Source organism: Oerskovia enterophila (assembly GCF_001692445.1).
Classification (GTDB): domain Bacteria; phylum Actinomycetota; class Actinomycetes; order Actinomycetales; family Cellulomonadaceae; genus Oerskovia; species Oerskovia enterophila.
In genome coordinates this window covers 1-13975 of the sequence record NZ_MAQA01000052.1, presented here as the reverse complement: position 1 = coordinate 13975, position 13975 = coordinate 1, and the positions used below count along the sequence as shown (strand labels likewise).

14 protein-coding genes are annotated in these 13975 nt (G+C 72.6%); 8 read left to right on the top strand and 6 right to left on the bottom strand.

Annotated features, from left to right (window positions below; all coding sequences use genetic code 11):
• Positions 1 to 81: 81 nt before the first annotated feature.
• Positions 82 to 687 carry a class I SAM-dependent methyltransferase gene (locus tag OERS_RS16835; protein ID WP_068627200.1) on the bottom strand — a complete coding sequence of 202 codons (606 nt, stop codon included), beginning with the start codon at positions 685 to 687 and terminating at the stop codon, positions 82 to 84.
• 260 nt (positions 688 to 947) lie between these two features.
• On the opposite strand from OERS_RS16835, the gene OERS_RS16830 reads away from it, so the two are divergent.
• The 6 genes from OERS_RS16830 to OERS_RS16805 all read left to right on the top strand — a co-directional run bounded on the left by OERS_RS16830 (position 948) and on the right by OERS_RS16805 (position 7197).
• On the top strand, positions 948 to 1232 hold the full coding sequence (locus OERS_RS16830) for a Fe-S cluster assembly protein HesB (protein ID WP_068627198.1): 285 nt from the start codon (positions 948 to 950) through the stop codon (positions 1230 to 1232).
• A 288-nt stretch (positions 1233 to 1520) separates the two neighbouring features.
• Positions 1521 to 2402: a hypothetical protein gene (locus OERS_RS16825; RefSeq protein WP_139107898.1), complete on the top strand. Its 882-nt coding sequence runs from the start codon at positions 1521 to 1523 to the stop codon at positions 2400 to 2402.
• A gap of 48 nt (positions 2403 to 2450) precedes the next feature.
• Complete coding sequence (locus OERS_RS16820) at positions 2451 to 3665, top strand: peptidoglycan-binding protein (RefSeq protein WP_068627194.1); 1215 nt, start codon at positions 2451 to 2453, stop codon at positions 3663 to 3665.
• A 4-nt stretch (positions 3666 to 3669) separates the two neighbouring features.
• Entirely contained in the window at positions 3670 to 5607 is a 1938-nt protein-coding gene (locus OERS_RS16815; protein ID WP_068627192.1) for an ABC transporter ATP-binding protein/permease, read from the top strand.
• Position 5608: 1 nt separating this feature from the next.
• Entirely contained in the window at positions 5609 to 6232 is a 624-nt protein-coding gene (locus tag OERS_RS16810) for an RNA polymerase sigma factor (protein ID WP_197486976.1), read from the top strand.
• Positions 6229 to 7197: a CU044_5270 family protein gene (locus OERS_RS16805; RefSeq protein ID WP_139107897.1), complete on the top strand. Its 969-nt coding sequence runs from the start codon at positions 6229 to 6231 to the stop codon at positions 7195 to 7197. Before OERS_RS16810 ends, OERS_RS16805 begins: the two co-directional genes overlap by 4 nt.
• A 31-nt stretch (positions 7198 to 7228) precedes the next feature.
• On the opposite strand, the gene OERS_RS16800 is transcribed toward OERS_RS16805, so the two are convergent.
• Complete coding sequence (locus OERS_RS16800; protein ID WP_068627188.1) at positions 7229 to 7975, bottom strand: M50 family metallopeptidase; 747 nt, start codon at positions 7973 to 7975, stop codon at positions 7229 to 7231.
• A 574-nt stretch (positions 7976 to 8549) separates the two neighbouring features.
• Between OERS_RS16800 and OERS_RS16795 the strand changes: the two genes are divergently transcribed.
• On the top strand, positions 8550 to 9941 hold the full coding sequence (locus tag OERS_RS16795; protein WP_248948699.1) for a DEAD/DEAH box helicase: 1392 nt from the start codon (positions 8550 to 8552) through the stop codon (positions 9939 to 9941).
• Positions 9942 to 10230: 289 nt separating this feature from the next.
• Positions 10231 to 10680 (top strand): peptide-methionine (R)-S-oxide reductase MsrB, encoded by a 450-nt coding sequence (gene msrB / locus OERS_RS16790; protein WP_068627186.1) that lies wholly within the window; start codon positions 10231 to 10233, stop codon positions 10678 to 10680.
• A gap of 20 nt (positions 10681 to 10700) precedes the next feature.
• Here the strand turns inward: msrB and OERS_RS16785 are convergent, their stop codons facing one another.
• The 4 genes from OERS_RS16785 to OERS_RS16770 form a co-directional block, all read right to left on the bottom strand.
• Positions 10701 to 11171, bottom strand: coding sequence for a ribosomal maturation YjgA family protein (locus OERS_RS16785; protein WP_068627184.1), 471 nt, complete (start codon positions 11169 to 11171; stop codon positions 10701 to 10703).
• Between the two features lies 1 nt (position 11172).
• A complete protein-coding gene (locus tag OERS_RS16780) occupies positions 11173 to 11649 on the bottom strand; it encodes a MarR family winged helix-turn-helix transcriptional regulator (protein WP_068627226.1) in 477 nt (158 codons plus the stop codon).
• 119 nt (positions 11650 to 11768) lie between these two features.
• Positions 11769 to 13421 carry an MDR family MFS transporter gene (locus OERS_RS16775; protein ID WP_082848670.1) on the bottom strand — a complete coding sequence of 551 codons (1653 nt, stop codon included), beginning with the start codon at positions 13419 to 13421 and terminating at the stop codon, positions 11769 to 11771.
• A 100-nt stretch (positions 13422 to 13521) separates the two neighbouring features.
• A partial coding sequence (locus OERS_RS16770; RefSeq protein ID WP_068627182.1) for a MarR family winged helix-turn-helix transcriptional regulator occupies positions 13522 to 13975 on the bottom strand: 454 nt, incomplete at its 5' end.

Sequence of the window (13975 nt, the reverse complement as noted above, 5' to 3'; positions counted from 1 at the left end):
CCCCGCACGCGGTGACGTGCCCGCGTGCGGTGAGCGGCGCCGTCGGGCACCCGGAGCGACGGGCGGTGGGCGCTCCCCTGGTCAGCGCGGCGCGCGGGCGATCACGTCGAAGACGTGCCAGTGCTTGGGGCCGCTGAACGACGGGCCGTCCTCGTCCTCCTCGCGGAAGGCGAGGACGTCGAGCCCGTCGAGGAGCCTCTCGACCTCCTCGCGCGTCAGGAAGGTCCCGTCGATCGTCCCCGCGAACGAGTCGTTCACGCCGAACAGGTTCACGGCCAACCACGCACCGGGCCGCAGGGAGCGTCGGACCGCGGCCCAGACGCGCGGGAAGTCGTCGGGCGCCGCGTAGGGGAGCGCGTACCCGGAGTAGAGGAGGTCGGCAGGAGGCAGCTCGGTCAGCTCCGCGAAGGGCACGACGGCGACGCTCAGCCCCGCTCCTTCCGCGCCTCCCGTGGTGGTGCGGACGAGGTGCGGTGCGGTCGGTTCGCCGTCGAGCGCGTGGACCCGCCACCCGGCGCCCAGCAGCGCGGCGGTCTCGACGCCCGCGCCGCAGCCCAGGTCGACCGCCTGCCGGCCAGCGCCCGGGCCCGCGAGGGACACGACCTCCTGGCAGAGCTCGCGCGCGGCGCGGCCGGGCTGGGCGGCGTTGTAGACGGCCCAGTGGTCGGGGGAGTGGAGAGCGGTCACGGGGCCATGCTCCCACCGACGCCGCTCGGCACTCGGCCGTGGCCGCCGCGGGCGGCCTCACGCCCCTGCGTGCGCGGACCCTACGTGCCTCGCGTGCGCCTGTCGCGCCCGATCCCACTGGGTGAGAGACACGCCGTGGATCGGCCCGCGACCTTGCGATCGAGGCCGATCCTTGTTTGGTTGGAGGCAACCGAAAGGCGCACGCCGAGGGATCGCCGCAAGGCGTCCCGTGCGTCCCCAGGCAACCGAGAGGAGCTCTCATGCTCACCCTGACCGACAACGCCCGCGATGCAGTCCAGGACCTCACCACGCGGGCCGGAGTGCCCGACGGCGGCGGCCTCCGGATCGCCGAGTCGGCGCCGCAGTCCGGCGACTTCGAGCTGGCCCTCGTCCCGAGCCCGCTGCCCGACGACACGGTCGTCGAGAGCGGGGAGGCACGCGTCTTCGTCGAGCCGACCACCTCGATCGCGCTCGCGAACCTCACCCTGGACACCGACCCTCGTGCGACCGAGGGACCCGGGTTCGTCCTCACGCCGCAGGCCTGACCGGCCCGGCACCACCTGCGGGGCCTGACCGCCCGCACCAGCACTCGACCGGCTGCGCGGCCCGCCCGTCCCGGGAGCCGACCCCCCTCCTCCTCGGAAGGTTCCCGGCCCGGCAGGGCTACGCACCCGATCACCTCGACGGGCCGTCCGCACGCAGCGGGCGGCCCGTCGTCGTGCGCCCGCCCGGGCCTCCCTGCGTCCCGTCACCCGTCGCGGCCGGCCGCCCCGTCCGGCTCGTCCAGAAATCCCAGGTGTTGCACCTCGCGCCCCGCGAGCCATGAGCAGGGTATGAGAACCACTGCTCGCCTCGTGCGACCTCGAGCACTGATCGCCGGGCTCCTCGTGACCGCTGCCCTCGCGGGCTGTTCCGCTGCCGGCGCGGCCGACGGGCCGGAGCCGGGAGGGGACGCCTCGCGCTACGGCTACGACGAGTCGACGGCGACGCTCACCCCCGTGTACGAGCTGGTCCCCCAGTTCAACGACCCGCGGGACGGGTACGCCCGCGACCTCCTCGCCCAGGAGTGCCTGCAGGGCGTCGTCGAGTACCGCCCGGCGGAACCCGGGGGCGAGCCCACGCTGTTCGACGCGCGCACGGGCCAGGCGCGCTTCGACGAGCAGATCGCGCAGCAGTGGGGGTACCCGCACCTGAGGTCCGAGCCGGCACGGGGCAGCGGGGTACCGGACGGCGTCGAGGTCACCTCCGCGATGCAGGACGCGATGATCGCGTGCGGGCAGAGGACCGACGAACGGCTGGGGGCCGTCCCGGCCCGCTACCTGAGCACGGTCGAGGCAGCGGGCTGGGAGGCGGTCGACGGGGACGCGCGGGTCCAGGAGGCGATCCAGGCATGGCGCACGTGCATGGAACCGGCAGGGGTCGTCGACCTGCCGGAGCGCCCGGTCGAGATGCCGTCGGAGTCGGTGACCGGTCCGATCGGCAACGCCGACGGGATGGTCGTGGACACGGAGGTCCCGTTGTCGGACCGTGAGCGCGAGGTGGCCGTCATCGATGCGCGCTGCCGGGCAGAGGGGTACGACGAGGCGGTGTTCCACGCTCGGGTCGAGGGCGAGCTCGCCGCGATCGGACGAGACGTCGAGGGGTTCGAGGCGACCCGGGACGACTACCTCGAGTACCAGAAGCGCATCGACGCCGTCATCAACGAGCTGGGCTGATCGGGCGATGGGACAGACGGTGCCCTCGGGCAGAACGGTGAGAGAAGCATGAAGCGTCTCGTGCTCGCCGTCGCGGCGATCGTCGTCGTCGGGGTCGGGGCGTGGCTGCTCGCGGTCAGGATGGAGTCGCCTCAGCAGGCGGCGGCCCGCGCCGAGCCGCCGGCCCCCGAGCCCGTGGTCGTCGCGCTGGACCGTGGGTACCTGAACGGTCCGGTGTCGATGACCGTCGAGGCCCAGAACCAGCAGAGCGTCGTCGTCACGCCTCCGGCGGCACTGACCGGTGTGGTGACGTCCGTCGACCGGTCTGCCGGCGACACGCTGTCGCCGGGGTCGGTCCCGTTCCGCGTGAACGGGCGACCGGTCTTCGTCCTCGAAGGGGCCTTCGCGCTCTACCGCGACATTCGTCCCGGGGACGAGGGCGACGACGTCCTGGCCCTGCAGAAGGGGCTGCTGGCCGCAGGGTATGCACTGGGCCGGCCCGACGGGAAGTACGGCCCGCGGACCCAGGCGGCCGTGTGGTCGATGTACCGGGCGGCCGGCTACGCGGCGCCCGAGGTCGCCGTCGGGGCGCCCGATGCCGCCGGTGCGCCCTCGCCCGGAGCGAGCGCTCCGGAGACGACGGCCGCGGGCACGGGTGCCGCGGCGCCGTCGGACGGGACAGCGGTCCCGGTAGCCGGCGGGGGTGCTGCGGCCACCGTGAAGGGACCCGGTGTCCTGCAGTCCGAGGTGCTGACGGTGCCTCGGCTGCCCGCCGTCGTCGAGGGGATCACGACGGTCGGCACCCGCATCGCAGCTGACACGGGCCTCCTCACCCTCGGGACGGGGCAGGTCGTGCTCACGTCGACGCTGCCCCAGGGATCGGTCGGAGCGCTCACGGTGGACGCCGCCGCTCGGTTCACGGACGACTCGGGCACGGAGGCCACGGCACGCGTGACGGCGCTGGCGCCGACGGAGACGGGTGAGGTCACCGTCAGCCTGCTCACCGAGGGCGCCGTCCGCGCGGGCTCCTCCTACGTCCTGACGATCGACAACCCGGCAGCGGAGGACGGGGAGAGGCTGCTCGCGCCCGTGGCGGCGGTCGTGACCCGTGCCGGGCGGACGTACGTGTACGTGCGGGAGGGGATGGCGTTTCGCGAGGTGGCGGTCGAGGTCGAGGCGACCGTGGGCGGGGTCGCGGCGATCGTCGCGGCCGACGGCGACGGCGGGGGCGATGCCGGTGACGGTGTCGTGCTGGGTGAGGGGACGGAGGTGCGGGTTGGTTGACGTCGTGCTCGAGAAGGATCTGCTCGGTCCGACCGAATCGGTGGGGCGCCCGCTGATCGAGCTGAGGGGGATCACCCGCAGGTATGCGAACGGGACCACTGCGCTGGCCGGGGTCGACCTCGTCATCGGCCCCGGGGAGCGCGTGGCCGTCGTCGGGCGCTCCGGCAGCGGGAAGAGCACGTTGCTGAACGTGCTGGGTCTGCTCGACGCCCCCGACGAGGGCGAGGTGCTCATCGACGGGCACCCCGTCGAGTCCGCGCAGGACCGGGTGCGGGCGGAGTGGCGATCCTCGGAGCTGGGGTTCGTCTTCCAGCGGTCGCACCTGATCCCCGCCCTGAGCGTGCGCGAGAACGTCCTGCTCGGTCTGCGCTACTCGACCACCTCGCTCGACGACGCCGACCAGGTCGTCACCGACTCGCTGCGCGCGGTGGGGCTGGAGCACAAGGAGCAGGCGCGGGCACGGACGCTGTCGGGCGGGGAGATGCAGAGGGTCGCGATCGCACGGACCCTCGCCCGCCCGGCCCGCCTGTGGCTGGCCGACGAGCCGACCGGGAACCTCGACTCGGCCCAGTCGCTCGAGATCATCGAGGAGCTCAAGCGTCGCGCCGCGGAGCGTGGAGCGGCGCTCGTCGTGGTCACGCACGAGCCCGACGTCGCTGCGCGGCTCGACCGCGTCGTCACCCTGCGCGACGGCCTCGTCGTGGCCGACAGCGCCGACGTCACGACCTCGCCCCGCGGGCCGGACGAGGACCGGGGAGACCTGCCGATGCGTGGTCGCAGGCCGCGGACCCGGCTCACCGCGCGCCTGGTGCGCACCCTGCGGTTCGTGGCGCAGGGCATCACGTCCAACGCCGGGCGGACCGCGAGCGGCACCCTCGCGTCCGCGGTCGCGGTCGCCCTGGCCGTCACGGCGCTGGGGCTCGCGCAGAGCGCGTCAGGACAGGTGACCGAGCTCTTCGACGCGCAACGGGCGACGCAGGTCACCGCGGCGCTGGCCGCGGACGGGACCTCGGACGCCCGATGGCCCGTCCGGGTCGACGCCGTCGCCGAGTTCCCCGGCGTGACCGGAGTCGAGCACTGGCGGTACCGCACGGGGATCCCCGTCGCGAACGGGGCGCTCGCGGCCCTGACGGTCGACCTCGTCGAGGTCGACGAGGACCCGGGGCCGATCACCGACACCGCCGTGACGTGGGCTCCCGGCGACGACCGCGTCCTCGCCGAGGGCGAGGTGCTGCTGGGCACGGACCTCGCCCGACGGCTCGGTGTCGCACAGCTGGACGTGAGCCCCGAGATCACGGTCCAGGGCGAACCGTTCCGGGTCGTCGGGCTGGTCACCGCGTCGAGGTCCGGCACGGCGACCGGATCGGCCTTCGTCGGCCCGGGGGCGACCGGCGACCTGGCGGCGTCGCTCTCGAGCGAGCTGTTCGTCGAGACGGTCCCGGGTGCCGCGCGGAACGTCGCGGACCGCCTCCACGACCTTGCCGACCCGTTCCAGACCACCCGGATGACCATCCACCCGGTGCTCGAGCCGAACGCGTTCCGCGGAGAGCTCCAGGACAGCGTCTCGGCCTCCCTGCAGGTGCTCGCCGTCGTGGCCGCGCTCGCAGGGCTGGTCGGTGTCGTCTTCGTCAACCTCCTGAGCGTGAGCTCCCGCACGGCCGAGCTCGGCGTGCGACGGGCGTTCGGCGCACGACGGAGCGAGCTCGTCACGCTCGTCGTGGGGGAGTGCACCGCGCTCGCCGTCCTCGGCGCGGTCGTCGGTCTCGCAGTCGGTTTCGTGGCGATCATGGTGGTGACCGCGGCCGCCCGGTGGCAGCCGATGTTCGACGAGCGCCTCCTGCTCGTCCCCCTCGCCGGCGCGCTCGTCTTCGGGCTCCTCGGCGGGCTCCCACCCGCGATCGCCGCCGGCAGGATCGAGCCCGCCGATGCCGTACGGTCGTGACGTGAGCCGCGACAGCGCCGTCGAAGCGGCCTTTGCCGGCATGTACCGAGAGACCTACCCGCACGTCCTGGCCTACCTCCGCCGGCGGGTCGACGACGACGCGGAGGACCTCGCGTCGGAGGTCTACGCCGTGGCGTGGCGCAGCTGGGGTCGCGTCCCGGCCGAGGAGATGCGGCCGTGGCTGTTCGGGGTGGCCCGCAACATCCTGGCGAACGGTCACCGTGCCACGGACCGGCGACGGCGCCTCGAGCTCCGGGTGAGCGGAGAACGTGGGCCGGTGGCCGACGACGGGGCGCTCGCGGACATGTCGATCGACCTCCGCCGCGCCTGGGCCCTCCTCGACGACACGGACCGGGAGGTCCTCTCGCTCGTCTCCTGGGACGGGCTCACCTCGGCCGAGGCCGCTCGGGTCCTGGGTTGCTCGCGCGCCGCCTTTTCGATGCGCCTCACCCGAGCACGCCGACGCCTGCGACGGTCGCTCGACGCGGTCGAGCACGAGCCCGCCTCGAGCGCGAGGTCCGTCCCCGAGCCTCGGCCGGACCCGGGCGCACGCTCGGGCCCCCCACCGCAGCCCCACCCGGACGACCGCTCGATGCCCACGCTCACCGAAGGGAGACCGTCATGAAAGACCCCTTGGACGACCCGGTCCTGCAGCGGCTCGCGGCCGCGAACCCTGTCCACGTCGTCCCCCTGACCCCGGAGGAGTCGGCTCGGTCGGAAGCGGCCCTGCACCGGATCGTCACGACCCCGCACCAGGGCCAGCGACGTCGGCCCGCGTCGATGCTGCGCCGATGGGCGACCGTCGTCGCGGCGCTGCTCACGTCCGTCGCGGTGGCCCTGGTCGCCACGACACCGGCCTCTGCGGAACAGGTGCTGCTGGAGGCGGCGGAGAACGCCGCCAAGCAGCAACCCCCCAGCGGGGAGTACCTGTACGTCCGCTCCCAGGCCGAGGACCCGTACTCGTTCCCCTACGAACGCGAGATCTGGTCGTCGAGGGACGACGCGGTGCTGCGTGACGAGGGGGGTGTCTCCTTCATGGCCTTCTCCGACGGCAAGGACACCTTCGACCCGAGCCTCGCGCGGGTCATGGACCTCAACGAGGACGGCGAGACGTCCACGTTCGGGAACGGTGAGTCGATCACGTGGGACGAGCTGGCCGAGCTGCCCACCGAGCCCCGGGCGCTCGAGCGGCGCCTCTCCGAGGGGCTTGCGCCCTCGGGGCACGGAGACGAGTGGGACCTGTGGAAGCAGGTGGTGGGACTCCTGCTGGAGAGCCCGGCCTCTCCTGATCTCCGCCGCGCGCTCTGGCAGGTCCTCGCTGCCGCCCCGGGCACCGAGCTGCTCGGGGCGATGACGGACTCCGCCGGTCGTCCGGCGACGGGCATCGAAGCGGACTTCACGCAGGAGGTCGGAGAGCGGGAGGTGCTGCTCCTCGACCCGAGCGACGGCACGCTCCTGGAATCACGGACATACGCCGACGGCACGCTCGCCCACCGCATGACCGTGCTCGAGAGGGGCTACCGGGACGTCGCCCCGGACGTCGAGCCCTACCACTGCGGGCCTGGTTCGGTCCCGTACGTCTCGTGCTGACGACGGCCAGGGTCGGTGCTTGCCCGATCGATCACGCCCCCACGGGCGACACGATCCAGTAGCCGCCCAGCGCCGCTGCGCCGACCGTCACGAGCAGGAACACGCCGACCCACACGATCCCCGGGATACCCGTGAGGCGCGCGAGCATGTCGGCGTCGGACTGGCGGGCCTTGCCGCGGCTGCGCGAGACCTGCAGCTCGAGGACGGGGCGGACGGCCCCCATCAGCAGGAACCACGTGACGGCGTACGCGACCGCGCTCTGCACGGGCGGGGTCGCGGCCCAGGACACGAGCACGAGCGCGACGCCGCTCACGAGCACGGACCACAGCCCGAACCAGTTGCGGATCTGCAGGAGCATGAGGGTCAGCAGCAGCACGAGGAGCCACAGCAGCCCGACGGCGTAGCCCGCCCTGAGCAGCGCGGCCGCCCCGAGGCCCACGAGGCCCGGGCCGACGTATCCCATGAAGGCCGTGAGGACCATGCCGAACCCGCGTGGCTTGCCGTACGAGACCGTGAGGCCCGACGTGTCGGAGTGCAGGCGGATGCCGCTCAGGCGCCGGCCCGTGAGGAGTGCCGCCAGGGCGTGCGCACCCTCGTGCGCGATCGTCACGACGTGCCGCGCGACGCGCCACACGGGCGTGAAGACCACGACGATCAGGGCCGCGAGCGACATCGAGAGCACGATCGCGGAGGCCGGCGCGGGCACCGGCGTGGTGGCGGCCGACCAGATCTGACCGATGACGTCGCCCACTGAGCTCATGAAGTCCACGGGCGACATTCCACCACGGTCACATGTGCGGTGGGTGAGAGGTACGGACGGGGCCGTGGGGAGGTGAGAGTCCGGTGAGGGATGTGGAGACGTCGATCACCATCGACGCACGCACGCTCCAGTCATGAGAGGATCAGGATCGTGGCTGCGCATCTCTGCGCGCCCAGCGTCGTGGAGTTCCCTGGATTTCTTGCGGCGAACCCCGACCCTACGCCCGAGAGGCAAACCCTTGAACAACCCCATTCGTGCTGCCGTGCGCCCGAACGCCGCAGCCCCCCGCACCAACCAGTCGCAGGGACAGCAGTCCCGCGACACCAACCGCCCGGCTCGCGACGACCGGGCCCGCCCGGCCCGCGACGAGCGTGACAGCCGTGACTCCCGTCCCGCCAAGGTGACCCGCGACGGTCGCCCCGTCCGTGAGCGCGACTCGCGCGACGGCCGCGGCGCCGGCCAGGGCCGCCCCGCCGGCGGCAACCGTGAGCAGCGGGCTCCTCGTGAGCAGCGTCCCGCCCCGGTCCGCTCGTCGGTCCCGACCGTCGTCCCCGAGGGCACGACCTTCGCGGACTTCGGGATCCCGACCACGGTGGTCCGCGAGCTCTCCAGCCAGGGCATCGAGTCGCCGTTCCCCATCCAGGTCGCCTCGCTCCCGGACACGCTCAAGGGCCGCGACGTCCTGGGCCGTGGCCGCACGGGCTCGGGCAAGACCCTCGCGTTCTCGCTGCCGGTCGTCACGCGCCTGTCCCAGTCGGACACGCGCCGCGCTGCCCGCCGGCCCCGCGCCCTGGTCCTGTGCCCGACGCGTGAGCTCGCGAACCAGATCAACGCCGTCATGGAGCCGCTCGCGAAGGCCCTCGGCCTGAACACGACGACCATCTTCGGTGGCGTCGCGCAGAGCCGCCAGGTCAGCGCGCTCAACGCGGGCGTCGACATCGTCATCGCCTGCCCGGGGCGCCTCGAGGACCTGCTCAACCAGCGTGTCCTGTCGCTCGACGGCATCGAGATCACGGTCCTCGACGAGGCCGACCACATGGCCGACCTGGGCTTCCTGCCCGGCGTCAAGCGCATCATGGACAAGACCCCGACGCGCGGCCAGCGCCTGCTGTTCTCCGCGACGCTCGACAACGGCGTGGACCAGCTCGTCAAGCGGTACCTGAGCAACCCGGTGAGCCACTCGGTGGACTCGGCCGAGTCGCCCGTCTCCAACATGACGCACCACATCTTCGCGGTCCGTGACGCGGACGCGAAGAAGGACGTCGTGCAGCAGCTCGCGTCGGGCACGGGTCGTCGTGTCCTGTTCACGCGCACCAAGCACCAGGCCAAGAAGCTCGCGAAGCAGCTCACGGCCCAGGGCATCCCGTCGGTCGACCTGCACGGCAACCTCGGTCAGGGCGCGCGCGAGCGCAACCTCGAGGCGTTCTCGAACGGTTCGGTCCGCGTGCTCGTCGCGACCGACATCGCCGCGCGCGGCATCCACGTCGACGAGATCGAGCTGGTCGTGCACGTCGACCCGCCGGCCGAGCACAAGGCGTACCTCCACCGTTCGGGCCGTACGGCTCGTGCCGGTTCCGAGGGCGTCGTCGTGACCGTCATGCTCCCCGAGCAGCGCAGCGACGTGAAGGAGCTGACCCGCAAGGCGAAGATCACGGCGCAGCCGCAGTCGGTCGCCCCGGGTGACGCGGCGATCACGTCGCTCGTCGGCGACGTCGCCGAGTACGTGCGCCCCGCGGACATCACGCCGCCGCAGACGCAGGCCCGTCGTGGCACGCCGTCGCGCAACGGTGGGACGCGTGCGACGCGGACGTCGGCCCCGGCCAAGTCCGCAGGCCCGACGGCGCAGCGCGCCCAGGGTGGTCGCGGCCAGTCGGCACAGGGCGGCGAGGGCGGTGCCGGTGCGCAGGCTCGTCGTCGTGGCGGCCGCGGCCGCGCGCAGCGCGGTGGCGGCTCGGCGACGGTGTACTCGTCGTCGTCGTACTGACGGACTCGCCCGCCGAGGGTGACGGACTCGCCCGCCGAGGGTGACGACATGCCTCAGGACCCCCGTGGTGATCTTCGGATCACCACGGGGGTCCTCTGCGTTCCGGCCGAAGCGCACCATCGGTCGCCGTCGGTCACCCTCGGTGACAGAGAGGGTCACCGTCAGCGACCACGCCCGTCGCCCTCGGCGGGCAGGGCGGTCACCCTCAGCGACCAAGCCCGTCACCCTCGGCGCGCGGCACCGGGAACACCCGGACGGCCGTCATGGTTGTCGCCGTCGGAGGTGGAGCATGACCAACGAGACCCACGACACGACCGGCAACCTGTTCTCGCAGAAGGTGTACCCGGTCGCCAAGCCCGAGGCCCAGTGGCGCGAGGAGCTGGCACCCGACGAGTACGCGGTGCTGCGGCAGGCCGGCACCGAGCGCCCCTGGACGGGCGAGCTCCTGGACGAGAAGCGCGAGGGCATCTACCGGTGCCGGGCGTGCGGCCACGAGCTGTTCCGTTCGGAGACCAAGTTCGACTCGCACTGCGGGTGGCCGAGCTTCTACGCGCCCAAGGAGTCGGACGCGGTCGAGCTCATCCAGGACCGCAGCCACGGCATGGTCCGTACCGAGGTGCGGTGCGCGAACTGCGGCTCGCACCTGGGGCACGTGTTCGACGACGCGCCCCAGACCCCGACGGGCGACCGGTTCTGCATGAACAGCCTCAGCCTGACGTTCGAGGACGCCGAGGCCTGAGCCGTCCCGGCCACCGCGTGTCAGAGCGGGCGTGCCCCCCGGGCCACGCCCGCTCTGGCGTCCGCGAGCACGTCGAGCCCGACCGCGAGCAGCACGCCCAGCAGGTAGAGCAGCAGGTCGCGCGCGCTGAACGTGCTCCCGAGCACCCACGCGGCCGCTGGCACGACGTCCAGCACGGCACCCACCACGGGCGTCGCCTGGAGGGCCTCGACGAGCCAGCACCATGTGAGCACCACTGCCCCCGCGGCCCACGGTCGCACCCGAGGAGCCACGAGCACGAGCGCCGCGTAGACCGCGACCGCGTACAGCAGGTCCCCGACCACGTCACCGACGGGGTCGGGGACCTGCGTCGTCACCACGAGGCCCAGCGCGACCACGGCCGCGAGGACGGCCAGGACGTGAGGGCGGCTGCGCCGTCGGGCAGCGCGCGGCGCGGACCGGCGCGTCACGACCCGCCGTGCTGCCGGCGACGCGTCCGACGGGCCCGTCATCTCAGCGCGTCGCCTGCCAGCGCACGACGTCCTCCGAGTAGCGGTGCAGCAGGCCCGCGAGGGCCGCGACGTCGTCGGGGGACCAGTCGCTCAGCGCCTGCGAGATCGAGTCGACGCGGCGCTCGTGCGTGGTCCGCAGCAGCGTCGCGCCCTCCTCGGTGAGGGTGATGATCTGGCCGCGGGAGTCGTCAGGGTCCACCTCGCGGCACACCATCCCGACGGACTCGAGGCGTGCGAGCTGGCGCGAGATTGTCGCGCGACCCACGCCGAACTGCTGCGCGAGGTCCGACCCCCGGACGCCCGGGTTCGCAGCGATGTGCGCGAGCAGCGGGTACGCGCTCGCGTCGAGGTCGGGGTGGATGCGCTTGGCCATCGCGTTCGCGGACGACCCCGCGCGGCGGGTCAGGACGCGCAGCTCGCGCTCGAGCGCGAACAGGGGCGACTCGTCGCTGGGGGAGGGGGTGGGCGTTGAGGACACAGTCGGCTCCGGCTGGTCGGTCGGCGAGGGCGAGGTCACGGCCCCATCATGGCGTGCAGCGGGGCCGCCGTGGAACAAGCATCCACGACGGCCCCGGGTGAGTTCCGGCAGGTGGGCGGTCAGCGCGAGCCGCTGCCCCCGGCCGTGGCGCCGTCGCGGGCCCCCGCGAGGACCGCCTGCTCGGCGTCGAAGTCGCCCTCGTGCTCCTGCTCGATCTCGTCGGTCAGGTCCGGCAGACCGGCCGCGAGCTCACGCTCGAGGCGCTCGTCGAGCCCCGACTTGGTGCCGAGCGGCACCTCCTTGAGGAACAGCACGCAGACCAGACCGATGACCGCGAGCGGCACTGCCACGAGGAAGATGTCCGCGATCCCGTCGCCGTACGAACGCTCGACGAGGTCACGCATGGGGGCGGGCAGGGTGCTGACGTCGGGCACGGTGCCGCCCGTCGCGTCGGTCGGCACGCCCATCTTGGCCAGGCCGTCCTGGATCGAGGTCGTGACCTTGCTCGCGAGGACCGCGCCCAGGACCGAGACGCCGATCGCGCCGCCCAGCGTGCGGAAGAACGCGACGGTCGAGGTGCCCGCGCCCATCTCGGAGACGTCCAGGGTGTTCTGGACCGCGAGCACGAGGTTCTGCATGAGCATGCCCATGCTCGCGCCCAGGAAGAACAGGTAGACGCTGATGAGCACGAAGCTCGTGTGGTAGTCGATCGTCGACAGCGCGAACAGCGACGCGACGAGGAACACGCCGCCCGCGACCATGAACGACTTGTAGCGTCCGGTGCGCGTGATGAGCTGGCCGATGAGCGTCGAGGCGACGAAGGTCCCGACGATCATCGGGATGGTCAGCAGCCCTGACTCGGTCGCGGTCTTGCCGCGCGCGACCTGCATGTACTGGCTGAGGAAGACCGCGGTGCCGAACATCGCGACGCCGACCGCGACGCTCGCGAGGACCGCGAGGACGAACGTGCGGTTCTTGAACAGGTGCAGCGGGATGATGGGCTCGACCGCGCTCTTCTCGACCAGGACGGCCGCGACCAGCGCGAGGACCGAGCCGACGACCATGACGGCGCTCTGCCACGAGACCCACTCGAAGTTGTTGCCCGCGAACGTGACCCACAGCAGCAGGGTCGAGACGCCCACGCTGATGAGCAGCGCGCCCCAGTAGTCGATCGTGACGATGCGGCGGGGGATGGGCGGCAGGTGCAGCGTGCGCTGGAGCACGACGATCGCGGCGATCGCGAACGGCAGGCCCACGAAGAAGTTGAGGCGCCAGCTCACGGTGTCCGTGAGGACACCGCCGAGGAGAGGCCCGCCGATCTGGCTCACAGCCATGATCGCGCCCATGAGGCCCATGTACTTGCCGCGCTCGCGCGGCGAGATGATGTCCGAGATGAGGACCATGGCCAGGGCCATGAGGCCACCGGCGCCGATGCCCTGGAGGGCGCGGAACGCGATGAGCGTGCCGACGTTCTGCGACAGCCCCGCGAGGGCGGCCGCGACCACGGAGATGATCAGCGCGACCTGGATGAGGACCTTGCGGTTCGTCAGGTCGGCGAGCTTGCCCCAGATGGGCGTGGAGATGGTGGTCGTCAGCAGGGTCGCGGTGACGACCCAGGTGAACGACGACTGCGACCCCTCGAGGTCGCTGATGATCTTGGGGAGCGAGCTCGAGACCACGGAGGTCGCGAGGATCGAGACGAACATCCCGAGCAGGATGCCGGACAACGACTCCAGCACCTGCTTCCGGGTCATGGTGGTGGTTGCGCTCATACAGGTCTCACATTCATAGGTCGTGCTTCTTCGTCGAAACGTCGTGGCAAGGCCCGACGGCGGAGGTCGGGCCGGGTGGGCAGGTCGCCCGGGGGAGTGGTCAGGTGCGCGAGAGCGCGTCGGTGAGGCGCTCCAGGTGACGGATCGCCTCCCGGAGGTCCTCGGGCGTCCAGCCCACGAAGGTCTCGGCCGTGCGCCTCATGAGCAGGTCGAACGTCTCCTCGACCTTGGCGTGGCCCGCGGGCGTGAGGGTCACGCTGCGGGCGCGGCGGTCGTCGTCGCAGGCGGTGCGCTCGACGAGGCCCGCCTCGACGAGGTGCGTCACCTGGCGGCTCGCGACCGACAGGTCGACCCGCAGGTGGTGCGCGAGCTCGGTGACCTGGAGCGGACCGCAGCGCTGGAGCAGCCGGAGCGCTCCGAGCGAGGCCCGGGGGAAGTCGAGCTCGCGCGACAGGCGGGCCGAGACCTCGCGCTGGGCGCGGTTGAGCTCCTCGAGCGCGACCGTGAGCTCCATGACGGGGACGTCGAGGGGCGAGGTCGGGGAGGTGGTGGGG

Excerpts from the sequence above, each read along its gene's own strand:
- OERS_RS16830 (WP_068627198.1), top strand. The coding sequence starts at position 948 with ATGCTCACCCTGACCGACAACGCCCGCGATGCAGTCCAGGACCTCACC.
- OERS_RS16825 (WP_139107898.1), top strand. The coding sequence starts at position 1,521 with ATGAGAACCACTGCTCGCCTCGTGCGACCTCGAGCACTGATCGCCGGG.
- msrB (WP_068627186.1), top strand. The coding sequence starts at position 10,231 with ATGACCAACGAGACCCACGACACGACCGGCAACCTGTTCTCGCAGAAG.
- OERS_RS16775 (WP_082848670.1), bottom strand. The coding sequence starts at position 13,421 with ATGAGCGCAACCACCACCATGACCCGGAAGCAGGTGCTGGAGTCGTTG.
- OERS_RS16800 (WP_068627188.1), bottom strand. The coding sequence starts at position 7,975 with ATGTCGCCCGTGGACTTCATGAGCTCAGTGGGCGACGTCATCGGTCAG.
- OERS_RS16785 (WP_068627184.1), bottom strand. The coding sequence starts at position 11,171 with ATGACGGGCCCGTCGGACGCGTCGCCGGCAGCACGGCGGGTCGTGACG.
- OERS_RS16820 (WP_068627194.1), top strand. The coding sequence starts at position 2,451 with ATGAAGCGTCTCGTGCTCGCCGTCGCGGCGATCGTCGTCGTCGGGGTC.
- OERS_RS16805 (WP_139107897.1), top strand. The coding sequence starts at position 6,229 with ATGAAAGACCCCTTGGACGACCCGGTCCTGCAGCGGCTCGCGGCCGCG.